Here is a 25,566-nt window from a genome sequence, read left to right on the forward strand (position 1 = left end):
CTATATTCCTGGGCGATTACTTGCGGATCGGCTTACGCGGGCCCTTACGGGTGCGTGCGTTGGTCTTGGTGCGCTGACCGCGAACCGGCAGACCTTTACGATGACGCAGGCCGCGGTAGCAACCCAGGTCCATCAAGCGCTTGATCTTCATGTTGATGTCACGACGCAGGTCACCTTCGGTGGTGAACTTCGCGACTTCGCCACGCAGGGTTTCGATTTGCTCGTCGCTCAGATCCTTGATCTTAGCGGCTGGGTTTACACCAGCGTCTGCACAGATCTTCTGTGCAGTTGTGCGACCGACACCATAGATGTAGGTCAGCGAGATAACAGTATGCTTGTTATCTGGAATGTTGACGCCTGCAATACGGGCCATTCAGTGGGACTCCAATTGACAGCTACCTACGCCCCGGAAGCCAAGAAATAGGGCGCGAGATAATATCGCTGTAGAAACGAATAATCAACCCAGCAGCACACTAGCTGCTGGGTTTGAAGCGCAGATCACACTCAGCCTTGGCGCTGTTTGTGACGCGGTTCCGCGCTGCAGATCACTCGTACGACGCCTTCGCGACGGATGATCTTGCAGTTACGGCACAGCTTTTTCACCGATGCACGAACTTTCATTACCGACTCCTCGAACCTTAGGGGCGTATCAGCGCAGCAAACCGCTGCCACCGTAGCCTTTCAGGTTGGCTTTCTTCATCAGGGATTCGTACTGGTGCGAAACGAGGTGCGATTGTACTTGGGACATGAAGTCCATCACAACCACTACCACAATCAGCAACGAGGTCCCGCCAAGGTAGAACGGCACATTTGCTGCCACCACCAGGAACTGGGGCAGAAGGCAGACGGCCATCATGTAAAGAGCACCGAACATGGTCAAACGGGTCAGAACGCCATCAATGTAGCGCGCCGACTGCTCACCAGGACGGATACCCGGAATAAAGGCACCGGACTTCTTCAGGTTTTCCGCTACGTCTTTCGGGTTGAACATCAACGCTGTGTAGAAGAAGCAGAAGAAAATGATCCCTGCACTAAACAGCAGAATGTTCAACGGCTGACCAGGAGCGATCGACTGCGAGATGTCCTGCAGCCAGCCCATACCCTCGGACTGACCGAACCAGGCACCCAGCGAAGCCGGGAACAGCAGAATGCTGCTCGCGAAAATGGCCGGGATAACCCCCGCCATGTTCACCTTCAACGGCAAGTGGCTGGTCTGCGCAGCGAAGACCTTGCGGCCCTGCTGACGCTTGGCGTAGTGAACGGCGATACGACGCTGACCACGCTCGATGAACACCACGAAACCGATAATCGCTACTGCCAGCAAACCGATTGCGACCAGGGCGAAAATGTTGATATCGCCTGTGCGTGCAGACTCGAAAGACTGCCCGATTGCTCTCGGAAGACCGGCAACGATACCTGCGAAGATCAACATCGAGATACCGTTGCCCACACCGCGCTCGGTGATCTGCTCGCCCAGCCACATCATGAACATCGCGCCTGCCACAAAGGTGGAGACGGCAACGACATGGAAGCCAAGACCTACAGAAAACGCCACGCCCTGGTTGGCCAGGCCAATGGACATGCCAATGGCTTGAACCAGTGCCAGGATAACGGTGCCGTAGCGGGTGTACTGGCTGATCTTGCGACGGCCAGCTTCACCTTCCTTCTTCAACTGCTCCAGTTGCGGGCTGACCGCCGTCATCAGCTGCATGATGATCGATGCCGAAATGTACGGCATGATCCCCAGTGCAAAGATGCTCATGCGCTCAAGCGCGCCACCGGAAAACATGTTGAACAAGCTAAGAATGGTCCCCTCATTCTGCCGAAACAGATCCGCCAGACGGTCCGGATTGATGCCGGGAACCGGGATATGCGCACCTATCCGATAGACGATGATCGCCATGAACAGAAAGCGCAGACGAGCCCAGAGTTCCGACATCCCGCCCTTACCGAGCGAAGAGAGAGCACCTTGCTTAGCCATTTATTCCTCGAATTTGCCGCCAGCTGCTTCGATAGCCGCACGCGCACCCTTGGTGGCTGCGATACCCTTGATGGTGACTGCGCGAGTAACTTCGCCAGACAGCATGATTTTCACACGCTGAATGTGCTGGTTGATCACGTTGGCATCCTTCAGGGATTGCACGGAGATCACGTCGCCTTCCACTTTGGCCAGCTCGGACAGACGCACTTCGGCGCGGTCCATGGCTTTCAGGGAAACGAAGCCGAACTTCGGCAGACGACGGTGCAGCGGCTGTTGACCGCCTTCGAAGCCAGGAGCGATCGAACCACCCGAACGGGAAGTCTGACCTTTGTGGCCACGGCCGCCAGTCTTACCCAGACCGCTACCGATACCACGACCTGGACGATGCTTCTCGCGACGGGAACCCGGCGCTGGACTCAGATCATTGAGTTTCATCGATTAACCCTCGACCTTCAGCATGTAGTAAGCCTTGTTGATCATCCCGCGGTTCTCGGGAGTATCCTGGACTTCTACAGTGTGACCGATGCGACGCAGACCCAGGCCTTTAACACACAGTTTGTGGTTAGGCAGACGGCCCGAGACGCTCTTGATCAGCGTTACTTTTACGGTTGCCATGATCAGAAGATCTCCTCAACGCTCTTGCCGCGCTTGGCAGCAATGGATTCAGGAGATTGCATGGCTTTCAGACCCTTGAAGGTGGCGTAAACCACGTTCACTGGGTTGGTCGAACCGTAGCACTTGGCCAGAACGTTCTGAACACCAGCAACTTCCAGGACAGCACGCATTGCGCCACCGGCGATGATACCGGTACCTTCCGAGGCAGGCTGCATGTAAACCTTCGAGGCGCCGTGGGCAGCCTTGGTGGCGTACTGCAGGGTGGTGCCCTTCAGGTCAACCTGGATCATGTTGCGGCGTGCAGCTTCCATGGCTTTCTGGATCGCGGCTGGTACTTCGCGCGATTTGCCACGGCCGAAGCCGACACGACCCTTACCATCACCAACCACGGTCAGCGCGGTGAAGGTGAAGATACGGCCGCCTTTTACGGTTTTGGCAACGCGGTTAACTTGAACCAGCTTCTCGATGTAGCCTTCGTCGCGCTTTTGATCGTTATTTGCCATAACTTAGAACTCCAGCCCGCCTTCACGAGCAGCATCAGCCAGCGCTTTGACGCGGCCGTGGTACTTGAAGCCGGAACGGTCAAAGGCAACTTGAGATACACCGGCGGCTTTCGCACGCTCAGCTACCAGCTTGCCAACCTTAGTGGCCGCGTCGATGTTGCCAGTGGCGCCATCACGCAGGTCTTTGTCCAAGGTCGAGGCGCTTGCCAGAACCTTGCTGCCGTCGGCCGAAATGACCTGGGCATAGATGTGCTGCGAGGAGCGGAACACGCACAGGCGCACGACTTCGAGTTCGTGCATCTTGAGACGTGCTTTGCGAGCGCGACGCAGTCGAATAACTTTTTTGTCGGTCATTTACTAGGCCCTACTTCTTCTTGGCTTCTTTACGACGGACTACTTCGTCCGCGTAACGCACACCTTTGCCTTTGTAAGGCTCTGGCGGACGGAAGTCGCGGATTTCAGCGGCCACCTGACCTACCAGCTGCTTGTCGATACCCTTGATCAGGATGTCGGTCTGGCTAGGCGTTTCAGCGGTGATACCGGCTGGCAGTTCGTAGTCCACTGGGTGAGAGAAGCCCAGGGCCAGGTTCAGGACGGTGCCTTTAGCCTGTGCCTTGTAACCAACACCGACCAGCTGGAGCTTGCGCTCGAAGCCTTGGCTTACGCCTTGGACCATGTTGTTGACCAGAGCACGGGTAGTACCGGCCATGGCACGAGCTTGCTGGTCACCATTGCGAGCGACGAAACGCAGCTCACCAGACTCTTCGGTAACTTCAACAGACGAGTGAACGTTCAGTTCGAGAGTGCCTTTGGCACCCTTCACCGAAAGCTGCTGGCCGGCGAATTTGACTTCGACACCGGATGGCAGCTTAACGGGGTTCTTAGCGACGCGAGACATGTCTATCTCCCCTTAGAACACTGTGCACAGAACTTCGCCGCCGACACCGGCAGCGCGCGCAGCGCGATCAGTCATCACACCTTTGTTGGTGGAGACGATAGACACGCCCAGGCCGCCACGTACTTTCGGCAGCTCAGTGACGGACTTGTACTGGCGCAGGCCTGGACGGCTGGAGCGCTTCAGTTCTTCGATGACCGGACGGCCTTCGAAGTACTTCAGTTCGATCGACAGGGAAGGCTTGGCCTCACCAGTTACCTGGTAGCCAGCGATGTAACCTTCGTCCTTCAGAACTTTGGCAACCGCGACCTTCAGGGTAGACGAAGGCATGCTTACGACGGACTTTTCAGCCATCTGGGCATTACGGATGCGAGTTAGCATGTCCGCTAACGGGTCCTGCATACTCATGGGCTAGATGCTCCTGATACAAGAATTATTAGCCTTGCGGCTATGACAACCACCCGAGCGGATTGGGTAAAAAACCCAGGCTCAGGTGAGCCGGTCATTCTAGACACAAGGCAGAAACGAAACAAGCCCCATATAGGGGCTTGTTTGTTGGCGAGGTCACCGACGGTCGGAAGATTGCTCCCCTTCCGCCGGGAATCTGCCTACTGCGATTACCAGGAGGCCTTGACCAGACCTGGTACGTCGCCGCGCATTGCAGCTTGACGCAGCATGTTACGGCCCAGGCCGAACTTACGGTATACACCGTGAGGACGACCGGTCAGGCGGCAACGGTTGCGCAGGCGCGAGGCGCTAGCGTCACGTGGCTGCTTCTGCAGAGCGACAACGGCAGCGAAACGCTCTTCAGGAGAGGCGTTGACGTTGACGATGGTCGCTTTCAGCTCAGCACGCTTCTTAGCGAACTTGGCTACCGTGAGCTGACGCTTCAGCTCGCGGTTTTTCATGCTCTTCTTGGCCATTTTCCTACTCCAATCAGTTGCGGAACGGGAACTTGAAAGCACGCAGCAGAGCGCGGCCTTCGTCGTCCGAACGAGCAGTGGTGGTCAGGGTGATGTCCAAACCGCGCAGAGCATCGATCTTGTCGTAATCGATTTCCGGGAAGATGATCTGCTCTTTCACGCCCATGCTGTAGTTGCCACGGCCATCGAAGGACTTGGCATTCAGGCCGCGGAAGTCGCGAACCCGAGGCAGGGAGATCGCCAGCAGGCGGTCCAGGAATTCGTACATCTTGTCGCTACGCAGGGTCACCTTGACGCCGATCGGCCAGCCTTCGCGGACTTTGAAGCCAGCGATGGATTTGCGAGCGAAAGTCACGACCGGCTTTTGACCGGTGATCTTCTCCAGGTCGGCAACAGCGTGCTCGATGACTTTCTTGTCGCCGATCGCTTCGCCCAGACCCATGTTCAGGGTGATCTTGGTAACGCGCGGAACTTCCATCACGTTCGACAGCTTAAGTTCTTCCTTAAGCTTAGGAGCGATTTCGTTCCGGTAAATCTCTTTCAGTCGTGCCATGGTCTTCTACCTAGCAGTGTTCAAGCATCAACCGCTTTTTGGGTCGACTTGAAGACACGAATTTTTTTACCGTCTTCTACTTTGAAACCAACGCGGTCAGCCTTGTTGGTTTCGCCGTTGAAGATGGCAACGTTGGAAGCGTGCAGAGGCGCTTCTTTCTCGACGATACCGCCCTGAACGCCCGCCATCGGGTTAGGCTTGGTATGACGCTTGACCAGGTTCACGCCACCGATAACCAGACGGTCATCAGCCAGAACCTTCAGCACCTTACCGCGCTTACCTTTGTCTTTGCCGGCGATCACGATGATCTCGTCGTCACGACGAATCTTTTGCATGTCGGATCTCCTTACAGCACTTCAGGGGCGAGCGAGACGATCTTCATGAACTTCTCAGTACGAAGTTCACGGGTCACTGGCCCGAAGATGCGAGTGCCGATCGGCTCTTGCTTGTTGTTCAGCAGAACAGCAGCGTTGCCGTCGAAACGAATGATGGAACCGTCAGCGCGACGTACACCGTGACGGGTACGGACGACAACAGCAGTCATCACCTGGCCTTTTTTGACCTTGCCGCGAGGAATCGCTTCCTTGACGGTTACTTTGATGATGTCACCGATGCCGGCGTAACGGCGGTGCGAACCGCCGAGCACCTTGATGCACATGACGCGACGAGCGCCGCTGTTATCGGCCACATCGAGCATGGATTGAGTCTGAATCATAAAATTTCTCCGACCCCTAGCCCTTAGACTTCAACAGCGCGTTCGAGGACTTCAACCAGTGCCCAGGACTTGGTCTTGGCCAGCGGACGGGTTTCGCGAATGGAAACCTTGTCGCCGATCTTGCACTGGTTGGCTTCGTCGTGCGCGTGCAGCTTAGTCGAACGCTTAACGTATTTACCGTAGATCGGGTGCTTTACGCGACGCTCGATCAGAACGGTGATGGTCTTGTCCATTTTGTCGCTGACGACACGGCCAGTCAGCGTACGGACGGTTTTTTCAGCTTCAGCCATGATCACTTACCTGCCTGCTGGTTGAGCACAGTTTTCACGCGAGCGATGTCACGCTTAACTTGCGAGAGCAGGTGCGACTGCCCCAACTGGCCAGTTGCTTTCTGCATACGCAGATTGAACTGGTCGCGCAGCAAGCCGAGCAGTTGCTCGTTCAGTTGCTGTGCCGATTTTTCACGAAGTTCATTCGCTTTCATCACATCACCGTCCGCTTAACAAAGGAGGTGGCGAGAGGCAGCTTTGCAGCAGCCAGGGCGAAAGCTTCGCGCGCCAGCTCTTCAGAAACACCCTCGATCTCGTACAGGACTTTACCTGGCTGGATCTGGGCAACCCAGTATTCCACGGAGCCCTTACCTTTACCCATACGAACCTCGAGAGGTTTCTTGGAGATCGGCTTATCCGGGAACACACGGATCCAGATCTTGCCGCCACGTTTAACGTGACGGGTCAGCGCACGACGTGCGGACTCGATCTGGCGAGCGGTGAGGCGACCGCGAGCAACAGCTTTCAGGGCGAATTCGCCGAAGCTGACTTTGCTACCGCGCAGTGCCAGACCACGGTTGTGGCCAGTCATCTGCTTGCGGAATTTTGTACGCTTTGGTTGCAACATTTGGCGTACCCCTTACTTAGCAGCTTTTTTACGAGGCGCTGGTGCTTGTGGTTTCAGTTCTTCTTGGCGACCACCAATAACTTCGCCTTTGAAGATCCAAACCTTCACACCGATCACACCGTAAGTGGTGTGAGCTTCGTAGGTGTTGTAGTCGATATCGGCACGCAGGGTGTGCAGAGGCACACGACCTTCGCGATACCACTCGGTACGAGCAATCTCAGCACCGCCGAGACGACCGCTCACCTGGATCTTGATGCCCTTGGCACCAATACGCATGGCGTTCTGTACGGCGCGCTTCATGGCGCGACGGAACATTACGCGGCGTTCCAGCTGCTGAGCTACGCTCTGCGCAACCAGCATAGCGTCGAGTTCCGGCTTGCGGATCTCTTCGATGTTGATGTGCACAGGCACACCCATCTGCTTGGTCAGGTCCTGACGCAGCTTCTCGACATCTTCACCTTTCTTCCCGATAACGATACCTGGACGAGCGGTGTGGATGGTGATGCGTGCAGTTTGAGCCGGACGATGAATATCGATACGGCTTACGGACGCGCTTTTTAGTTTGTCTTGGAGGTACTCACGCGTTTTCAGATCCTTCAACAGGTAATCTGCGTAAGTAGCACCGTCTGCGTACCAGACGGAGGTGTGCTCCTTGACGATTCCCAGGCGAATGCCAGTGGGATGTACTTTCTGACCCATCTGATCGACTCCGTTACTTGTCCGCAACCTTGACAGTGATATGGCAAGACCGCTTGACGATGCGATCAGCACGGCCTTTGGCACGTGGCATGATGCGCTTCAGCGAACGCCCTTCGTTGACGAAGACGGTGGAGACCTTCAGGTCATCAACGTCTGCGCCTTCGTTGTGTTCGGCGTTGGCTACGGCCGACTCGAGGACTTTCTTCATGATTTCAGCGGCTTTTTTGCTGCTGAAGGCCAACAGGTTGAGCGCTTCGCCCACCTTCTTCCCGCGGATCTGGTCGGCGACCAAGCGGGCTTTCTGGGCGGAGATGCGAGCGCCCGACAACTTAGCGGCTACTTCCATTTCCTTACCCCTTAACGCTTGGCTTTCTTGTCAGCCACGTGCCCGCGATAGGTGCGGGTACCGGCGAACTCGCCCAGTTTGTGGCCGACCATGTCTTCGTTCACGAGAACTGGGACATGCTGGCGACCGTTGTGAACCGCGATGGTCAGACCGACCATTTGTGGCAGGATCATCGAGCGACGCGACCAGGTTTTAACTGGCTTGCGATCGTTCTTCTCCACCGCCACTTCGACCTTCTTCAACAGGTGAAGATCGATAAAAGGACCTTTTTTCAGAGAACGTGGCACTGTCGTATCCCTCTAGTTACTTGCGACGACGGACGATCATGTTGTCGGTACGCTTATTACCACGGGTTTTAGCACCCTTGGTTGGGAAGCCCCATGGCGATACCGGATGACGACCACCGGAGGTACGACCTTCACCACCACCGTGTGGGTGGTCAACCGGGTTCATGGCAACACCACGAACGGTTGGGCGAACGCCGCGCCAGCGTTTGGCACCAGCTTTACCCAGCGAACGCAGGCTGTGCTCGGAGTTCGAGACTTCGCCCAGGGTCGCACGGCACTCAGCCAGGACTTTACGCATTTCACCAGAGCGCAGACGCAGGGTCACGTAGACACCTTCGCGAGCGATCAGCTGAGCCGAAGCACCAGCGGAACGAGCGATCTGAGCACCTTTACCCGGCTTCAGTTCGATGCCGTGAATGGTGCTACCTACTGGAATGTTGCGCAGCTGCAGGGAGTTACCGGCCTTGATTGGGGCCAGGGCACCTGCGATCAGCTGGTCGCCAGCGCTCACGCCTTTAGGCGCGATGATGTAGCGACGCTCACCGTCTGCGTAGCACAGCAGGGCGATGTGAGCAGTACGGTTTGGATCGTATTCGATACGCTCGACAGTGGCTGGAATGCCATCTTTGTCGTTGCGACGGAAGTCGACCAGACGGTAATGCTGCTTGTGACCACCACCAACGTGACGAGTGGTAATGCGGCCATTGTTGTTACGACCACCAGACTTCGATTTTTTCTCGATCAGCGGTGCGTGAGGAGCGCCTTTGTGCAGCTCCTTGTTGACCACCTTGACCACGAAACGGCGGCCAGGGGAAGTCGGTTTGCATTTAACGATTGCCATGATGCACCCCTTCCTTACTCAGCACTGCTGCTGAAATCGAGATCTTGGCCTGGCTGAAGGGAGACGATCGCCTTCTTCCAGTCATTACGCTTGCCCAGACCACGTGCGGTACGCTTGGTTTTACCCAGAACGTTAACAGTCGACACGTTTTCAACTTTTACGTTGAACAGGCCTTCGACAGCTTTCTTGATTTCCAGCTTGGTTGCATCAGTAGCAACCTTGAATACGAACTGGCCTTTTTTCTCAGCCAGAACGGTAGCCTTCTCGGAAACGTGCGGGCCAAGGAGGACTTTGAATACGCGTTCCTGGTTCATCCCAGCAGCTCCTCGAATTTCTTCACGGCCGAGACAGTGATCAACACTTTCTCGTATGCGATCAGACTGACCGGGTCGGAACCTTGTACGTCACGTACGTCGACGTGCGGCAGGTTACGAGCAGCCAGGTACAGGTTCTGATCAACAGCGTCGGAAACGATCAATACGTCGCTCAGACCCATGCCGTTCAGCTTGTTCAGCAGATCTTTGGTTTTCGGTGCTTCAACAGCGAAGTCCTGAACCACGACCAGACGGTCGCTACGCACCAGCTCAGCGAGGATGGAGCGCAGAGCTGCGCGATACATCTTCTTGTTGAGCTTTTGCGAGTGATCTTGAGGGCGAGCTGCGAAGGTTACACCACCGCCACGCCAGATCGGACCACGAGTGGTACCAGCACGAGCACGGCCAGTACCCTTCTGACGCCATGGGCGCTTACCGCCACCAGCCACGTCGGAACGGGTCTTCTGCTGCTTGGTACCCTGACGGCCGCCAGCCATGTAGGCCACGACTGCTTGGTGAACCAGCGTCTCGTTGAATTCGCCACCGAAAGTCAGTTCGGAAACTTCGATCGCCTGAGCGTCATTTACATTAAGTTGCATGTCAGTTTCCCCTTAACCGCGAGCCTTGACAGCTGGACGTACAACCACGTCGCCGCCAGTAGCGCCAGGTACGGCACCCTTGATCAGCAGCAGGTTGCGTTCAGCGTCTACGCGAACTACTTCCAGGGACTGAACAGTCACGCGCTCGGCGCCCATGTGACCGGACATTTTCTTGCCCTTGAACACACGACCAGGAGTCTGGCACTGGCCGATGGAACCAGGAACACGGTGCGACACGGAGTTACCGTGGGTGTTGTCCTGACCACGGAAGTTCCAGCGCTTGATGGTACCGGCGAAGCCTTTACCTTTGGACTGACCAGTAACGTCAACCAGCTGGCCTGCAGTGAAGAGTTCAGCTTTGATCAGATCGCCAGCCTGGAAATCGCCTTCTTCAAGACGGAACTCCCAAACACCGCGACCAGCGGCAACGTTGGCCTTGGCGAAGTGGCCTGCCTGAGCGGCAGTCACACGCGAAGCACGACGCTCGCCGACAGTGACTTGCACTGCACGGTAGCCATCGGTTTCTTCAGTTTTGAACTGGGTGACGCGATTCGGCTCGATCTCAATGACCGTGACCGGAATGGAGACACCTTCTTCGGTGAAAATGCGGGTCATACCGCACTTGCGACCGATTACACCAATAGTCATGTTGTAAACCTCATGAGTGTACGGGGCTTTCACCCGCTATGGCCGCCCATTTCAGAGCGTTACACGACTAGACCGAAGTCTTAGCCGAGGCTGATCTGTACTTCCACACCTGCCGCCAGATCAAGCTTCATCAGCGCGTCAACGGTTTTATCCGTTGGCTGGACGATGTCCAGAACACGCTTATGAGTGCGAATCTCGTACTGGTCACGCGCGTCTTTGTTGACGTGCGGGGAAACCAGAACGGTGAAACGCTCTTTGCGGGTAGGCAGTGGAATTGGACCACGCACTTGTGCACCAGTACGTTTCGCGGTTTCCACGATTTCCTGGGTGGATTGGTCGATCAGGCGATGGTCGAAAGCCTTCAACCTGATACGGATTTGCTGATTTTGCATTGGATTTCAGACTCCAGGCTGTTCCCAACGGACGCACTACGCCCGCTAAAAGGAGGCGTGATTCTATAGACGCCCCCATTTAGTGTCAACCCAATAAAAAAAACCCCCGCTGAGCGGGGGTTTTTTCAATCGGTCGAGTGATTACTCGATGATTTTGGCCACAACGCCGGCGCCGACGGTACGACCGCCTTCACGGATAGCGAAGCGCAGACCGTCTTCCATTGCGATGGTCTTGATCAGGGTAACAGTCATCTGAATGTTGTCACCTGGCATTACCATTTCAACGCCTTCCGGCAGTTCGCAGTTACCGGTCACGTCAGTGGTACGGAAGTAGAACTGTGGACGGTAGCCTTTGAAGAACGGAGTGTGACGACCGCCTTCTTCCTTCGACAGTACGTAGACTTCTGCGGTGAACTTGGTGTGCGGCTTGACCGAACCTGGCTTAACCAGAACCTGGCCACGCTCAACGTCGTCACGCTTGGTACCACGCAGCAGAACGCCGCAGTTCTCGCCAGCACGACCTTCGTCCAGCAGCTTGCGGAACATCTCAACACCGGTGCAGGTGGTGGTGGTGGTGTCACGCAGACCAACGATTTCCAGCGGATCCTGAACGCGGACGATACCACGCTCGATACGACCGGTAACAACGGTACCACGACCCGAGATCGAGAATACGTCTTCGATCGGCATCAGGAATGGCTGGTCGATGGCACGAACTGGCTCAGGAATGTAGCTGTCCAGAGTTTCTACCAGCTTCTTGACAGCGGTAGTGCCCATTTCGTTGTCGTCTTTGCCTTCCAGCGCCATACGAGCCGAACCGATGATGATCGGGGTGTCGTCGCCTGGGAAGTCGTAGGTGGACAGCAGGTCGCGAACTTCCATCTCGACCAGTTCCAGCAGCTCAGCGTCGTCTACCAGGTCAGCCTTGTTCAGGAAGACCACGATGTACGGAACGCCTACCTGACGGGACAGCAGGATGTGCTCACGGGTTTGTGGCATCGGACCATCGGCGGCCGAGCAAACCAGGATCGCGCCGTCCATCTGGGCAGCACCGGTGATCATGTTCTTCACGTAGTCAGCGTGACCTGGGCAGTCAACGTGAGCGTAGTGACGAATGGTCGAGTTGTACTCAACGTGAGCGGTGTTGATGGTGATACCGCGCGCTTTTTCTTCCGGAGCCGAGTCGATCTTGTCGAACTCAACGATTGCCGAACCGAAAACTTCGGAGCAAACGCGAGTCAGAGCTGCGGTCAGAGTGGTCTTACCGTGGTCAACGTGGCCGATGGTGCCGACGTTAACGTGGGGAAGGGAACGATCAAATTTTTCTTTAGCCACGACAGTGAACCTCTTGCCTAAAGGGGATTAGCCTTGTTTTTTAATGAGCGCTTCGACGATGTTCGACGGAGCCTCGGCGTATTTGGAGAATTCCATGGAGTAGCTTGCGCGACCCTGAGACATGGAACGAACGTCGGTTGCGTAACCGAACATCTCTCCGAGCGGTACTTCGGCGCGGACGACGCGGCCAGAGACCGACTCATCCATACCTTGGACCAGACCACGACGACGGTTCAGGTCACCCATCACGTCACCCAGGTAGTCTTCCGGGGTTACAACTTCGACCTTCATGATCGGCTCGAGAACCACGCCGCCGCCCTTCTGGGCCAGCTGCTTGGTTGCCATCGAAGCGGCGATTTTGAACGCCATTTCGTTGGAGTCGACGTCGTGGTACGAACCGTCGAATACCGTGGCCTTCAGGCCGATCAGAGGATAACCGGCAACAACGCCGTTTTTCATCTGTTCTTCGATACCCTTCTGGATCGGAGCGATGAATTCCTTAGGAATCACACCACCAACGACTTCGTTGGAGAACACCAGACCTTCGGTGATGTTGCCCTTGTCGTCCTGATCTGGCTCCGAGAAACGGATCCAGCAGTGACCGAACTGACCACGACCACCCGACTGACGAACGAATTTGCCTTCGATCTCAACGCCGGACTTGGTGATTTTCTCGCGGTACGAAACCTGCGGCTTGCCGATGTTGGCTTCGACGTTGAACTCGCGCTTCATGCGGTCAACGAGGATGTCCAGGTGCAGCTCACCCATACCGGAGATGATGGTCTGGCCGGTTTCTTCGTCAGTCTTGACGCGGAACGACGGGTCTTCCTGGGCCAGCTTGCCCAGAGCGATACCCATCTTCTCCTGGTCAGCCTTGGTTTTCGGCTCAACGGAGAGCGAAATCACCGGCTCAGGGAAGTCCATACGCTCAAGGATGATTGGCTTATCGATGTCGCACAGGGTTTCGCCGGTGGTCACATCTTTCATGCCGATCAGCGCCGCGATGTCGCCAGCGAGCACTTCCTTGATCTCTTCACGCTGGTTGGCGTGCATCTGCACCATACGACCAACGCGCTCTTTCTTGCCCTTGACCGAGTTGATTACCGAGTCACCGGACTTCAGAACACCCGAGTAGACGCGAACGAAGGTCAGAGTACCTACGAACGGGTCGGTCGCGATCTTGAACGCCAGAGCCGAGAACGGCTCGTTGTCGTCTGCGTGACGCTCGTCCTTACGAACAGCCGGATCTTCTTTGTCCAGCTCCTTGTCATCCGGGTTGATACCCTGAATGGCAGGAATCTCGGTCGGAGCAGGCAGGTAGTCGATGACAGCGTCGAGAACCAGGGGAACGCCCTTGTTCTTGAACGACGAACCGCAGACAGCCGGAACGATCTCGCTGGCCAGGGTGCGCGCACGCAGGCCTGCCTTGATCTCTTCGACGGTCAGCTCACCTTCTTCAAGGTACTTGTTCATCAGCTCTTCGTTGGCTTCGGCAGCAGCTTCCACCATGTTCGCGCGCCATTCTTCGGCCAGCTCGAGCATGTCCGCAGGAATCTCTTCCTCGCGGTAGGTGGTGCCTTTGTCGTCTTCGTTCCAGTAGATAGCCTTCATCTTGATCAGGTCGACCTGACCCTGGAAGTTATCTTCCGAACCGATGGCCAGCTGAACCGGCACTGGGGTGTGACCCAGACGGTTCTTGATCTGACCTACGACGCGCAGGAAGTTTGCACCGGCACGGTCCATCTTGTTCACGTAAACAACACGTGGAACGCCGTACTTGTTGGCTTGACGCCATACGGTTTCGGACTGAGGCTCAACGCCGGAGGTACCGCAGAACACAACGACCGCGCCGTCGAGTACGCGCAGCGAACGCTCTACTTCAATGGTGAAGTCAACGTGGCCAGGGGTATCGATGACGTTTACACGGTAGTTGTCATACTGACCAACCGAACCTTTCCAGAAGGTGGTAACGGCAGCGGAGGTAATGGTGATACCGCGCTCCTGCTCCTGCACCATCCAGTCGGTGGTCGCGGCGCCGTCATGCACCTCGCCCATCTTGTGGCTCAGACCTGTGTAGAACAGGATCCGCTCGGTAGTGGTAGTCTTGCCCGCGTCAACGTGGGCACAGATACCGATGTTACGGTAGCGGTTAATTGCTGTAGTACGAGCCATAAAGCCCTCGCAAAATGATTGATGCTTGAATTAGAAGCGGTAGTGCGAGAACGCTTTGTTGGCTTCAGCCATACGGTGAACGTCTTCACGCTTCTTGACTGCAGCACCCTTGCCTTCGGCAGCATCCAGCAGCTCGCCGGCCAGGCGCAGAGCCATCGACTTCTCGCCGCGCTTGCGGGCGTAGTCTACGAGCCAGCGCATTGCCAGAGCGTTACGACGGGATGGACGAACTTCAACCGGAACCTGGTAAGTGGCACCGCCGACACGACGGGACTTTACTTCGACCAGCGGAGCGATGGCGTCGAGAGCTTTCTCGAAGATTTCCAGGGGGTCGCTGTTCTTGCGTGCTTTGACGGTATCCAGAGCACCGTAAACGATGCGCTCGGCTACAGCCTTCTTGCCGCTTTCCATCACGTGGTTCATGAACTTGGCGAGGATCTGGGATCCGTACTTCGGATCGTCAAGGATCTCACGTTTTGCTGCTACACGACGTCTTGGCATGATAAGCCCTCAAACGGTCTTCAGGTTAGCCCGGGACGTGGGTCTTCGACCCCTGCCCGACCTTACTCTTATCGACTCAAAAAAATGGATGTCTGCAAACGGCCGATTACTTCGGACGCTTGGTACCGTATTTCGAACGACCCTGGTTACGGCCTTTAACGCCCGAAGTATCCAGAGAGCCGCGAACGGTGTGGTAACGAACACCTGGCAAGTCTTTTACACGGCCGCCACGGATCAGGACGACGCTGTGCTCTTGCAGGTTGTGGCCTTCACCGCCGATGTACGAGGAAACCTCGAAACCGTTGGTCAGACGCACACGGCATACTTTACGCAGTGCCGAGTTAGGTTTTTTCGGCGTGGTGGTGTACACACGGGTGCACACGCCACGACGTTGCGGGCAGTTCTGCAGCGCAGGAACGTCGGACTTCTCGACCGAACGCTTACGCGGCTGACGTACCAGCTGGTTGATAGTTGCCATCTACTAGCTCCACTGATTGTCTTGCGACTCTATTGTCTTGCAAGAAAGCCAAAAATTGGCGAGACGGAGCCTCACCAAATTTAAGGGTACAAAAGTCTAAAGAGGATCTTGCACCCAGTCAAGACGAGGCCCCGGCCCTCCCCGCCCGATCATCGGCAACATTTCATGTCGCCGATGCCCGTTCGAGGCTTGCCGGGGCCCTGCCCTGTACTTAGTTACCGCTGGAATTCAGTGCTTCGGTCAGTGCGGCTTCCACCTCACTGGCGCTCACACGCAGCGGTTTGTCGGCATCACGGCGACGCTTGCGCTCGCTGTGGTAAGCCAGACCAGTACCAGCCGGGATCAGACGACCCACGACCACGTTCTCTTTCAGGCCGCGCAGGTAGTCGCGCTTGCCGGTTACCGCCGCCTCGGTCAGTACGCGGGTGGTTTCCTGGAAGGAAGCCGCGGAGATGAACGACTCGGTCGACAACGACGCCTTGGTGATACCCAGCAGCACACGGGTGAACTTGGAGATGAACTTGTCCTCGCCGGCGAGACGCTCGTTCTCTACCAGTACCTGGGTCAGTTCCATCTGGTCGCCCTTGATGAAGCTGGAATCGCCCGACTCGGAGATCTCGACCTTGCGCAGCATCTGACGCAGGATGGTCTCGATGTGCTTGTCGTTGATCTTCACGCCTTGCAGACGGTAAACGTCCTGAATCTCGTTGACGATGTACTTCGCCAGCGCGCTCACACCCAGCAGACGCAGGATGTCGTGCGGATCGCTCGGGCCGTCGGAGATTACTTCACCGCGGTTTACCTGCTCACCTTCGAAGACGTTCAGGTGGCGCCACTTCGGAATCAGCTCTTCGTACGGATCGCTACCGTCGGTCGGAGTGATGACCAGGCGACGCTTGCCCTTGGTCTCTTTACCGAATGCGATGGTGCCGCTGACTTCAGCCAGAATCGAGGCTTCTTTCGGACGACGCGCTTCGAACAAGTCGGCAACTCGCGGCAGACCACCGGTGATGTCACGGGTCTTCGACGTTTCTTGCGGGATACGCGCAATAACGTCACCAACACCGATCTGCGCGCCGTCGGCAACACCAACGAGGGCGTTGGCCGGCAGGAAGTACTGGGCAGGTACGTCGGTACCTGGCAGGTACAGATCCTTGCCAGCAGCATCGACCATCTTGATGGCCGGACGGATTTCCTTGCCTGCGGCAGGGCGATCCTTGACGTCCAGTACTTCAATGTTGGTCAAGCCGGTGAGCTCATCGGTCTGACGCTTGATGGTGATGTTTTCTTCCATGCCCACGAAGGTCACGGTACCTTTCAGTTCAGTAACGATCGGGTGGGTGTGCGGGTCCCACTTGGCGACGATGGCGCCAGCTTCGACCTTTTCACCTTCCTTGACCGAAATCACCGCACCGTAAGGCAGCTTGTAGCGCTCACGCTCACGACCGAATTCGTCGGCGATGGCCAACTCACCGGAACGCGACACGGCAACCAGGTTACCGTCGGCACGCTCAACCTGCTTGAGGTTGTGCAGGCGCACCATACCGCCGTTCTTGACCTGGACGCTGTCCGCAGCCGAAGTACGGCTTGCAGCACCACCGATGTGGAACGTACGCATGGTCAGCTGGGTACCCGGCTCACCGATCGACTGAGCAGCGATAACGCCGACAGCTTCACCGATGTTCACCTGGTGACCACGAGCCAGGTCACGGCCGTAGCACTTGGCGCAGATGCCGTAGCGGGTTTCGCAGTTGATCGGCGAACGCACGACAACTTCATCGATGCTGTTCAGCTCGATGAACTCGACCCACTGCTCATCAACCAGGGTACCGGCCGGAACGATGACGTCCTCGGTGCCTGGCTTGAACACGTCACGGGCAATCACACGACCCAGTACACGCTCACCCAGCGGCTCTACAACATCACCGCCTTCGATGTGCGGCGTCATCAGCAGGCCCTGGTCGGTGCCGCAGTCGATCTCGGTTACTACCAGATCCTGGGCAACGTCTACCAGACGACGAGTGAGGTAACCGGAGTTAGCGGTCTTCAGTGCGGTATCCGCCAGACCCTTACGAGCACCGTGAGTCGAGATGAAGTACTGGAGTACACTCAGACCCTCACGGAAGTTCGCAGTGATTGGCGTCTCGATGATGGAGCCGTCCGGCTTGGCCATCAGGCCACGCATACCGGCCAGCTGACGGATCTGGGCTGCGGAACCCCGCGCACCCGAGTCAGCCATCATGTACATCGAGTTGAAGGACTCTTGCTCGACTTCCTTGCCTTCGCGGTCGATGACCTTCTCTTTCGAGAGGTTGGCCATCATCGCCTTGGACACTTCGTCGTTCGCCTTCGACCACAAGTCGATGACCTTGTTGTACTTCTCGCCCTGGGTTACCAGGCCGGAGGCGTACTGGCTCTCGATTTCCTTCACTTCGTCGGTAGCGTTACCGATGATGCGGGCTTTCTCGTCCGGGATAACGAAGTCGTTAACACCGATGGAAACGCCGGAAATGGTCGAGTAAGCGAAACCGGTGTACATCAGCTGGTCAGCGAAGATAACGGTCTCTTTCAGACCAACCACGCGATAGCACTGGTTGATCAGCTTGGAGATCGCCTTTTTCTTCATTGGCTGGTTGACCACGTCGTACGGCAGGCCTGCCGGTACAACCTGGAACAGCAACGCACGGCCGACAGTGGTGTCGACGATGCGGGTATTCTTGACCACCGAACCATCACGCTCTTTCACAGTTTCGTTGATACGAACCTTGATCTTTGCGTGCAGGGCAGCTTCGCCGGCGCGGAATACGCGGTCGACTTCCTGCAGGTCGGCGAACACGCGACCCTCACCCTTGGCGTTGATGGCTTCACGGGTCATGTAGTACAGACCCAGTACAACGTCCTGCGACGGAACGATGATTGGCTCACCGTTGGCTGGCGACAGGATGTTGTTGGTCGACATCATCAGCGCACGTGCTTCGAGCTGGGCTTCCAGGGTCAGAGGCACGTGGACCGCCATCTGGTCACCGTCGAAGTCGGCGTTATACGCGGCGCAGACCAGCGGGTGCAGCTGGATAGCCTTACCTTCGATCAGTACCGGTTCAAAGGCCTGGATACCCAGACGGTGCAGGGTCGGAGCACGGTTGAGCAGTACGGGGTGTTCGCGAATCACTTCGGCGAGAACGTCCCACACCTCTGGCAGCTCACGCTCGACCATTTTCTTGGCGGCCTTGATGGTGGTCGCCAGACCACGCATTTCCAGCTTGCCGAAAATGAACGGCTTGAACAGCTCGAGGGCCATCTTCTTTGGCAGACCGCACTGGTGCAGACGCAGGGTCGGGCCTACGGTAATTACCGAACGGCCGGAGTAGTCCACACGCTTACCGAGCAAGTTCTGACGGAAGCGACCTTGCTTACCTTTGATCATGTCGGCCAGGGACTTCAGCGGACGCTTGTTCGAGCCAGTGATGGCGCGACCGCGACGGCCGTTGTCCAGCAGGGCGTCAACCGCTTCCTGCAGCATGCGCTTTTCGTTGCGCACGATGATGTCCGGCGCCGACAGATCCAGCAGGCGCTTCAGACGGTTGTTACGGTTGATCACCCGACGATACAGGTCGTTCAGGTCGGAGGTCGCGAAGCGGCCACCATCCAGCGGCACCAGCGGACGCAGGTCCGGCGGCAGTACTGGCAGGACGGTCAGGACCATCCACTCTGGCAGGTTGCCCGAGCCCTGGAAAGCTTCCATCAGCTTCAGGCGCTTGGAAAGCTTCTTGATCTTGGTTTCCGAGTTGGTCTGCGGAATTTCTTCGCGCAGGCGGCCAATCTCGTGCTCCAGGTCGATAGCGTGCAGCAGCTCGCGGACAGCCTCGGCACCCATGCGGGCGTCAAAGTCGTCACCGAACTCTTCCAGCGCTTCGAAGTACTGCTCGTCGTTCAGCAGCTGGCCCTTTTCCAGGGTAGTCATGCCCGGGTCGATAACGACATAGCTCTCGAAATAGAGCACGCGCTCGATATCACGCAGGGTCATGTCCATCAGCAGGCCGATACGGGACGGCAGCGACTTCAGGAACCAGATGTGGGCAACCGGCGAGGCCAGTTCGATGTGCGCCATGCGCTCACGACGAACCTTGGCCAGGGCAACTTCAACGCCGCACTTCTCGCAGATTACACCGCGGTGCTTGAGGCGCTTGTACTTGCCGCACAGGCACTCGTAGTCCTTGACTGGGCCAAAGATCTTGGCGCAGAACAGGCCGTCACGCTCAGGCTTGAACGTACGGTAGTTGATGGTTTCCGGCTTCTTAACTTCACCGAACGACCACGAACGGATCATTTCAGGCGACGCCAGACCGATGCGGATGGCGTCGAACTCTTCGACTTGACCCTGGTTTTTCAGCAAATTCAGTAGGTCTTTCAAGGCCTTTCCTCCTGGCGGAGCAGGGAGCGGGCATTACCTGCCCCACTCCCCTTCGCGTCACGTGTTATTCGGTTTCCAGATCGATATCGATACCGAGCGAACGAATCTCTTTGATCAACACGTTGAAGGACTCGGGCATGCCCGGCTCCATACGGTGATCGCCATCCACGATGTTCTTGTACATCTTGGTACGGCCGTTCACGTCGTCCGACTTCACTGTGAGCATTTCTTGCAGGGTGTATGCCGCGCCGTATGCTTCCAGCGCCCACACTTCCATCTCCCCGAAACGCTGACCACCGAACTGCGCCTTACCACCCAGCGGCTGCTGGGTAACCAGGCTGTAGGAACCAGTGGAACGCGCGTGCATCTTGTCGTCCACCAAGTGGTTCAGCTTGAGCATGTACATGTAACCAACGGTCACAGGACGCTCGAACTTGTTGCCGGTACGGCCATCGAACAGCACCATCTGGCCGCTTTCTGGCAGGTCTGCCAGTTTCAGCATGGCCTTGATCTCGCGCTCTTTGGCACCATCGAAGACCGGAGTAGCCATCGGCACGCCTTTCTTCAGGTTGTGGGCCAGAGCCAGGATCTCTGCGTCGGTGAACTCTTCGAGGTTTTCCTGACGACCGCCGATCTCGTTGTAGACCTCGGTCAGGAACACGCGAAGCTCAGCAGCTTTACGCTGTTCTTCGAGCATGCGGTCGATCTTCTCGCCCAGCCCCTTGGCCGCCAGGCCCAGGTGGGTTTCGAGGATCTGACCAACGTTCATACGCGAAGGTACGCCCAGCGGGTTCAGTACGACGTCGACCGGAGTACCGTTGGCATCGTGCGGCATGTCTTCAACCGGCATGATGACCGAGACAACACCTTTGTTACCGTGACGGCCGGCCATCTTGTCACCCGGCTGGATGCGACGGCGGATTGCCAGGTACACCTTGACGATCTTCAGTACGCCCGGTGCCAGGTCATCGCCCTGCTGCAGCTTGCGCTTCTTGTCTTCGAACTTGTCGTCCAGCAGACGGCGACGGTCGACGATGTACTGCTGAGCTTTTTCCAGCTGCTCGTTCAGTGCATCTTCAGCCATGCGCAGTTTGAACCACTGGCCGTGCTCCAGACCGTCCAGCACTTCGTCAGTGATCACGGTGCCTTTCTTCAGGCCCGCACCACCGTCGACCACTTGGCCGTTCAGGGCAGAACGCAGACGCTCGAAGGTTGCACCTTCGACGATGCGGAACTCTTCGTTGAGGTCCTTGCGGATCTCGTCCAGCTGCATCTTCTCGATGGCCAGGGCGCGGCTGTCGCGCTCAACGCCGTCACGGGTGAAGACCTGTACGTCGATGACGGTACCCTTGGTGCCGGTTGGCACACGCAGGGAGGTGTCTTTAACGTCGCTGGCCTTCTCGCCGAAGATCGCGCGCAGCAGTTTTTCTTCCGGAGTCAGCTGAGTTTCGCCTTTAGGCGTCACTTTGCCGACCAGGATATCGCCAGCGCCTACTTCAGCACCTACATAGACAATACCGGCTTCGTCCAGCTTGTTCAGTGCAGCCTCACCCACGTTCGGGATGTCCGCAGTGATTTCCTCTGGGCCGAGCTTGGTGTCACGCGCCACACAGGTAAGTTCCTGGATGTGGATGGTGGTGAAGCGGTCTTCCTGAACCACACGCTCAGACAGGCAGATGGAGTCTTCGAAGTTGAAGCCGTTCCACGCCATGAACGCGATGCGCATGTTCTGACCCAGAGCCAGCTCACCCATGTCGGTGGACGGGCCGTCCGCCATGATGTCGCTGCGCTGAACCTTGTCACCTTTGCTCACCAGCGGACGCTGGTTGATGCAGGTGTTCTGGTTCGAACGGGTGTACTTGGTCAGGTTGTAGATATCTACACCTGCTTCACCGGTTTCGACTTCGTCGTCATTGACGCGAACGACGATACGGCTGGCGTCGACCGAGTCGATCACACCACCGCGGCGAGCTACAACGCAGACACCGGAGTCACGGGCAACGTTGCGTTCCATGCCGGTACCTACCAGCGGCTTGTCGGCACGCAGGGTGGGTACAGCCTGACGCTGCATGTTCGAACCCATCAACGCACGGTTGGCGTCGTCGTGCTCGAGGAACGGAATCAGCGAAGCAGCAACAGAAACAACCTGCTTCGGCGAAACGTCCATCAGGGTGACGTCTTCTGGCGCCTTCACGGTGAATTCGTTCAGGTGACGAACAGCTACCAGCTCGTCGATCAGCTGCTTCTTCTCGTTCATCGCGGCCGAAGCCTGGGCGATGACGTGATCCGCTTCTTCGATGGCCGACAGGAACACGATATCGTCGCTGACCACGCCTTCCTTCACCACGCGGTACGGGCTTTCCAGGAAGCCGTACTGGTTGGTGCGGGCATAGGCTGCCAGGGAGTTGATCAGACCGATGTTCGGACCTTCAGGGGTCTCGATCGGGCACACGCGACCGTAGTGGGTCGGGTGTACGTCACGGACTTCGAAGCCAGCGCGCTCACGGGTCAGACCGCCAGGGCCGAGTGCAGAGACGCGGCGCTTGTGGGTAATCTCGGAGAGCGGGTTGTTCTGGTCCATGAACTGGGACAGCTGGCTGGAACCGAAGAACTCCTTCACCGCGGCCGCTACCGGCTTGGCGTTGATCAGGTCTTGCGGCATCAGGCCTTCGCTTTCCGCCATCGACAGACGTTCCTTGACCGCGCGCTCAACACGCACCAGGCCAACGCGGAACTGGTTCTCGGCCATCTCGCCGACGCAACGAACGCGACGGTTACCGAGGTGGTCGATGTCGTCGACGATGCCTTTGCCGTTACGGATATCGACCAGGGTCTTCAGCACCTCGACGATGTCTTCCTTGCTCAGCACGCCCGAACCTTCGATCTCGGTACGACCGATGCGACGGTTGAACTTCATGCGGCCAACGGCGGACAGGTCGTAACGCTCGGCGCTGAAGAACAGGTTGTTGAACAGGGTCTCGGCAGCATCCTTGGTTGGCGGCTCGCCTGGACGCATCATGCGATAGATCTCGACCAAGGCTTCCAGCTGGTTGCTGGTGGTGTCGATCTTCAGCGTGTCGGAGATGAACGGACCGCAATCGATGTCGTTGGTGTACAGGGTCTCGATGCGGACAACCTGTGCCTTGGCGACCTTGATCAGCAGCTCGGTGGTCATCTCGGTGTTGCACTCGGCGAGAATCTCGCCGGTAGCCGGATGCACAATAGCCTTGGCAGTGGTGCGGCCAAGGACGTATTCCATAGGAACGTCCAGCTGCTTGACGCCAGCTTTTTCCAGCTGGTTGATGTGGCGCGCCGTGATACGGCGGCCTTGCTCAACGATGACTTTGCCGGTTTCGTCATGGATGTCCATGACCGCGACTTCACCACGCAGACGCTGCGGCACCAGTTCCAGGCTGAGTTTTTCGCCGGAAATGTGGAAGACGTTAGTGGTGTAGAAGGTATTCAGCACTTCTTCAGTGCTGTAACCCAGAGCGCGCAGCAGCACCGAGGCCGGCAGTTTGCGGCGACGGTCGATACGCACGAACACGCAGTCCTTCGGGTCGAACTCGAAGTCCAGCCAAGAACCGCGGTAAGGGATGATGCGAGCGGAGTACAGCAGCTTGCCGGAGCTGTGAGTCTTGCCACGGTCGTGGTCGAAGAACACACCAGGCGAACGGTGCAGCTGGGAAACGATCACACGCTCGGTACCGTTGATAACGAAGGTACCGTTCTCAGTCATCAGGGGGATTTCACCCATGTAGACTTCTTGCTCTTTGATGTCCTTGATCGCTTTGTTCGACGATTCCTTGTCGAAGATGATCAGGCGCACCTTGACCCGCAGTGGGACCGCGAAGGTCACGCCACGCAGGACACATTCCTTCACATCGAAGGCGGGTTCGCCCAGGCGATAGCCTACGTACTCCAGGGCAGCATTGCCGGAGTAGCTGATGATCGGGAATACCGATTTGAAGGCCGCGTGCAGGCCGACGTCGCGGAACTGATCCTTGGATGCTCCCGCTTGCAGGAATTCGCGATACGAATCCAGCTGGATGGCCAGAAGGTATGGCACATCCATGACGTCCGGCAACTTGCTAAAGTCCTTGCGGATACGTTTTTTCTCAGTGTATGAGTAAGCCATCAGCGTTCCCCAGCTTGGTCACCTGCTTGTTTGGCTTCTCCCGGCGGGAGCAGCCAGAAAATCGTGCAAACCCCTTGGTTTGCGCACCCACATGGGTGTCTTGCAGCGTGTTATCGGGGCCGGTACGACCAGCCACCAATAACGGAAAAAGGCCGGTGGCATAAGCCACCAGCCATCAGCCTTTTGCTCAACGCTCAGGCTGGCATCGCAAAGTCGAGATTACTTCAGCTCGACTTTAGCGCCTGCTTCTTCCAGCTTCTTCTTAGCGTCTTCAGCGGCTTCTTTCGAAACGCCTTCAGCTACAACCTGAGGAGCGCCATCGACTTTCTCTTTGGCTTCTTTCAGGCCCAGACCGGTCAGCTCGCGAACGGCCTTGATCACGTTCACTTTCTTGTCGCCGGCTTCAACCAGAACAACGTTGAACTCGGTCTGCTCTTCAACAACGGCAGCAGCAGCAGCTGGGCCAGCAGCGGCAACAGCAGCGGTAACGCCGAAGGTTTCTTCCATTGCTTTGATCAGCTCAACAACTTCCAGAACGGTTTTCTGGCCGATTGCTTCGATGATTTGTTCGTTAGTCAGAGACATGACTCAATCCTGTATTGGGGTGACAGCCTACGCAGCCATCAAATTAAACGTATGATTTTGAAAGAGTTCGCACGCCTTAGGCGGCGGTAGCTTCTTTCTGGTCGCGAATGGCTGCCAGAGTACGAGCCAGCTTGCTGGTGGCGCCTTGGATAACGCTCATCAGTCGTGCAATAGCTTCGTCGCGGGTCGGCAGGGTAGCCAACACGTCGATCTGGTTCGCTGCAATGAAATTGCCGTCAAACGCAGCTGCCTTGATCTCGAACTTGTCCTGACCCTTGGCGAACTCTTTGAACAGACGAGCAGCAGCGCCCGGGTGTTCGTTGGAGAAAGCAATCAGGGTCGGGCCTTTGAACGCGTCGTTGAGGATCGAGAATTCGGTGCCTTCAACAGCGCGCTTGAGCAGGGTGTTACGCACTACACGTACGTAAACGCCAGCTTCGCGGGCCTCTTTACGGAGTCCGGTCATTGCGCTTACAGTCACGCCACGGGCATCAGCCACAACAGCGGACAGAGCGACTTTGGCAGCCTCGTTGACTTCAGCGACGATGGCCTTCTTGTCTTCGAGTTTAATTGCCACGGGTTTACTCCTGGTTTTTACCGTTTCATCTGGCCGAAGCCGGATGTCGTTTTGGTGTCTGATTCGGTAACGAATCGGGAGCACCATCTGCGTGGGCTGGTGTTTTAAGGCTTGCGCCGCCTACGGTCTTGGATAGCCCCCGCCAGGCAGGGACCCCAATT

The 25,566-nt window shown here is 57.0% G+C and carries 32 protein-coding genes; all 32 read right to left on the reverse strand.

Annotated features, from left to right (window positions below; all coding sequences use genetic code 11):
* Positions 1 to 16 precede the first annotated feature (16 nt).
* The gene (rpsM, locus tag DMX11_RS15185; protein WP_003255457.1) at positions 17 to 373 is read right to left on the reverse strand and encodes a 30S ribosomal protein S13; all 357 of its coding nucleotides are present in this window, start codon (positions 371 to 373) and stop codon (positions 17 to 19) included.
* A 131-nt stretch (positions 374 to 504) separates the two neighbouring features.
* Entirely contained in the window at positions 505 to 621 is a 117-nt protein-coding gene (gene rpmJ / locus DMX11_RS15190; RefSeq protein WP_002555468.1) for a 50S ribosomal protein L36, read from the reverse strand.
* A 28-nt stretch (positions 622 to 649) separates the two neighbouring features.
* Positions 650 to 1,981, reverse strand: a complete 1,332-nt coding sequence (gene secY / locus DMX11_RS15195; RefSeq protein ID WP_003257108.1) for a preprotein translocase subunit SecY — start codon at positions 1,979 to 1,981, stop codon at positions 650 to 652.
* The gene (gene rplO / locus DMX11_RS15200) at positions 1,982 to 2,416 is read right to left on the reverse strand and encodes a 50S ribosomal protein L15 (RefSeq protein ID WP_003255461.1); all 435 of its coding nucleotides are present in this window, start codon (positions 2,414 to 2,416) and stop codon (positions 1,982 to 1,984) included.
* A gap of 3 nt (positions 2,417 to 2,419) precedes the next feature.
* Positions 2,420 to 2,596, reverse strand: coding sequence for a 50S ribosomal protein L30 (gene rpmD, locus DMX11_RS15205; protein ID WP_003255463.1), 177 nt, complete (start codon positions 2,594 to 2,596; stop codon positions 2,420 to 2,422).
* A 2-nt stretch (positions 2,597 to 2,598) separates the two neighbouring features.
* A complete protein-coding gene (gene rpsE, locus DMX11_RS15210) occupies positions 2,599 to 3,099 on the reverse strand; it encodes a 30S ribosomal protein S5 (RefSeq protein ID WP_003255465.1) in 501 nt (166 codons plus the stop codon).
* A gap of 3 nt (positions 3,100 to 3,102) precedes the next feature.
* Positions 3,103 to 3,453 carry a 50S ribosomal protein L18 gene (rplR, locus tag DMX11_RS15215; protein WP_003255467.1) on the reverse strand — a complete coding sequence of 117 codons (351 nt, stop codon included), beginning with the start codon at positions 3,451 to 3,453 and terminating at the stop codon, positions 3,103 to 3,105.
* Between the two features lie 10 nt (positions 3,454 to 3,463).
* Complete coding sequence (rplF, locus tag DMX11_RS15220; RefSeq protein WP_003255469.1) at positions 3,464 to 3,997, reverse strand: 50S ribosomal protein L6; 534 nt, start codon at positions 3,995 to 3,997, stop codon at positions 3,464 to 3,466.
* Positions 3,998 to 4,009: 12 nt separating this feature from the next.
* The gene (rpsH, locus tag DMX11_RS15225; protein WP_019097628.1) at positions 4,010 to 4,402 is read right to left on the reverse strand and encodes a 30S ribosomal protein S8; all 393 of its coding nucleotides are present in this window, start codon (positions 4,400 to 4,402) and stop codon (positions 4,010 to 4,012) included.
* A gap of 209 nt (positions 4,403 to 4,611) precedes the next feature.
* Positions 4,612 to 4,917 (reverse strand): 30S ribosomal protein S14, encoded by a 306-nt coding sequence (rpsN, locus tag DMX11_RS15230; protein WP_009681970.1) that lies wholly within the window; start codon positions 4,915 to 4,917, stop codon positions 4,612 to 4,614.
* 13 nt (positions 4,918 to 4,930) lie between these two features.
* Positions 4,931 to 5,470, reverse strand: a complete 540-nt coding sequence (gene rplE, locus DMX11_RS15235; RefSeq protein WP_003255474.1) for a 50S ribosomal protein L5 — start codon at positions 5,468 to 5,470, stop codon at positions 4,931 to 4,933.
* Positions 5,471 to 5,490: 20 nt separating this feature from the next.
* Positions 5,491 to 5,805: a 50S ribosomal protein L24 gene (rplX, locus tag DMX11_RS15240; protein WP_003255476.1), complete on the reverse strand. Its 315-nt coding sequence runs from the start codon at positions 5,803 to 5,805 to the stop codon at positions 5,491 to 5,493.
* A gap of 11 nt (positions 5,806 to 5,816) precedes the next feature.
* Entirely contained in the window at positions 5,817 to 6,185 is a 369-nt protein-coding gene (rplN, locus tag DMX11_RS15245) for a 50S ribosomal protein L14 (RefSeq protein WP_002555479.1), read from the reverse strand.
* A 23-nt stretch (positions 6,186 to 6,208) separates the two neighbouring features.
* Positions 6,209 to 6,475, reverse strand: coding sequence for a 30S ribosomal protein S17 (rpsQ, locus tag DMX11_RS15250; protein ID WP_003255478.1), 267 nt, complete (start codon positions 6,473 to 6,475; stop codon positions 6,209 to 6,211).
* Between the two features lie 2 nt (positions 6,476 to 6,477).
* Positions 6,478 to 6,669, reverse strand: coding sequence for a 50S ribosomal protein L29 (gene rpmC / locus DMX11_RS15255; RefSeq protein WP_002555481.1), 192 nt, complete (start codon positions 6,667 to 6,669; stop codon positions 6,478 to 6,480).
* Complete coding sequence (gene rplP, locus DMX11_RS15260; protein WP_003255479.1) at positions 6,669 to 7,082, reverse strand: 50S ribosomal protein L16; 414 nt, start codon at positions 7,080 to 7,082, stop codon at positions 6,669 to 6,671. Before rplP ends, rpmC begins: the two co-directional genes overlap by 1 nt.
* Positions 7,083 to 7,094: 12 nt before the next feature.
* A complete protein-coding gene (gene rpsC, locus DMX11_RS15265) occupies positions 7,095 to 7,781 on the reverse strand; it encodes a 30S ribosomal protein S3 (protein ID WP_003255481.1) in 687 nt (228 codons plus the stop codon).
* 13 nt (positions 7,782 to 7,794) lie between these two features.
* On the reverse strand, positions 7,795 to 8,127 hold the full coding sequence (gene rplV, locus DMX11_RS15270) for a 50S ribosomal protein L22 (RefSeq protein WP_003103908.1): 333 nt from the start codon (positions 8,125 to 8,127) through the stop codon (positions 7,795 to 7,797).
* An 11-nt stretch (positions 8,128 to 8,138) separates the two neighbouring features.
* Positions 8,139 to 8,414, reverse strand: a complete 276-nt coding sequence (gene rpsS, locus DMX11_RS15275) for a 30S ribosomal protein S19 (protein ID WP_003255482.1) — start codon at positions 8,412 to 8,414, stop codon at positions 8,139 to 8,141.
* A gap of 16 nt (positions 8,415 to 8,430) precedes the next feature.
* Positions 8,431 to 9,255: a 50S ribosomal protein L2 gene (rplB, locus tag DMX11_RS15280; RefSeq protein ID WP_003255483.1), complete on the reverse strand. Its 825-nt coding sequence runs from the start codon at positions 9,253 to 9,255 to the stop codon at positions 8,431 to 8,433.
* 14 nt (positions 9,256 to 9,269) lie between these two features.
* Positions 9,270 to 9,569: a 50S ribosomal protein L23 gene (gene rplW / locus DMX11_RS15285; protein WP_003255484.1), complete on the reverse strand. Its 300-nt coding sequence runs from the start codon at positions 9,567 to 9,569 to the stop codon at positions 9,270 to 9,272.
* Entirely contained in the window at positions 9,566 to 10,168 is a 603-nt protein-coding gene (rplD, locus tag DMX11_RS15290; RefSeq protein ID WP_003255485.1) for a 50S ribosomal protein L4, read from the reverse strand. The genes rplW and rplD overlap by 4 nt, the downstream gene beginning before the upstream one ends.
* A gap of 12 nt (positions 10,169 to 10,180) precedes the next feature.
* On the reverse strand, positions 10,181 to 10,816 hold the full coding sequence (gene rplC / locus DMX11_RS15295; RefSeq protein WP_003255486.1) for a 50S ribosomal protein L3: 636 nt from the start codon (positions 10,814 to 10,816) through the stop codon (positions 10,181 to 10,183).
* A gap of 80 nt (positions 10,817 to 10,896) precedes the next feature.
* Positions 10,897 to 11,208 (reverse strand): 30S ribosomal protein S10, encoded by a 312-nt coding sequence (rpsJ, locus tag DMX11_RS15300; protein WP_003186070.1) that lies wholly within the window; start codon positions 11,206 to 11,208, stop codon positions 10,897 to 10,899.
* Positions 11,209 to 11,349: 141 nt separating this feature from the next.
* Entirely contained in the window at positions 11,350 to 12,543 is a 1,194-nt protein-coding gene (gene tuf / locus DMX11_RS15305; RefSeq protein WP_003255489.1) for an elongation factor Tu, read from the reverse strand.
* Between the two features lie 27 nt (positions 12,544 to 12,570).
* Positions 12,571 to 14,715, reverse strand: a complete 2,145-nt coding sequence (fusA, locus tag DMX11_RS15310) for an elongation factor G (protein WP_110745259.1) — start codon at positions 14,713 to 14,715, stop codon at positions 12,571 to 12,573.
* 30 nt (positions 14,716 to 14,745) lie between these two features.
* On the reverse strand, positions 14,746 to 15,216 hold the full coding sequence (rpsG, locus tag DMX11_RS15315) for a 30S ribosomal protein S7 (protein WP_003246741.1): 471 nt from the start codon (positions 15,214 to 15,216) through the stop codon (positions 14,746 to 14,748).
* 106 nt (positions 15,217 to 15,322) lie between these two features.
* Positions 15,323 to 15,694, reverse strand: a complete 372-nt coding sequence (gene rpsL, locus DMX11_RS15320; protein WP_003255492.1) for a 30S ribosomal protein S12 — start codon at positions 15,692 to 15,694, stop codon at positions 15,323 to 15,325.
* A gap of 211 nt (positions 15,695 to 15,905) precedes the next feature.
* On the reverse strand, positions 15,906 to 20,105 hold the full coding sequence (gene rpoC / locus DMX11_RS15325; RefSeq protein WP_110745260.1) for a DNA-directed RNA polymerase subunit beta': 4,200 nt from the start codon (positions 20,103 to 20,105) through the stop codon (positions 15,906 to 15,908).
* A gap of 64 nt (positions 20,106 to 20,169) precedes the next feature.
* A complete protein-coding gene (gene rpoB, locus DMX11_RS15330; RefSeq protein ID WP_110745261.1) occupies positions 20,170 to 24,243 on the reverse strand; it encodes a DNA-directed RNA polymerase subunit beta in 4,074 nt (1,357 codons plus the stop codon).
* 219 nt (positions 24,244 to 24,462) lie between these two features.
* A complete protein-coding gene (gene rplL / locus DMX11_RS15335) occupies positions 24,463 to 24,828 on the reverse strand; it encodes a 50S ribosomal protein L7/L12 (protein ID WP_003255496.1) in 366 nt (121 codons plus the stop codon).
* 76 nt (positions 24,829 to 24,904) lie between these two features.
* Positions 24,905 to 25,405, reverse strand: a complete 501-nt coding sequence (gene rplJ, locus DMX11_RS15340) for a 50S ribosomal protein L10 (protein ID WP_003255497.1) — start codon at positions 25,403 to 25,405, stop codon at positions 24,905 to 24,907.
* Positions 25,406 to 25,566: the final 161 nt, after the last annotated feature.

This window comes from Pseudomonas sp. LB-090624, from assembly GCF_003205205.1.
Classification (GTDB): domain Bacteria; phylum Pseudomonadota; class Gammaproteobacteria; order Pseudomonadales; family Pseudomonadaceae; genus Aquipseudomonas.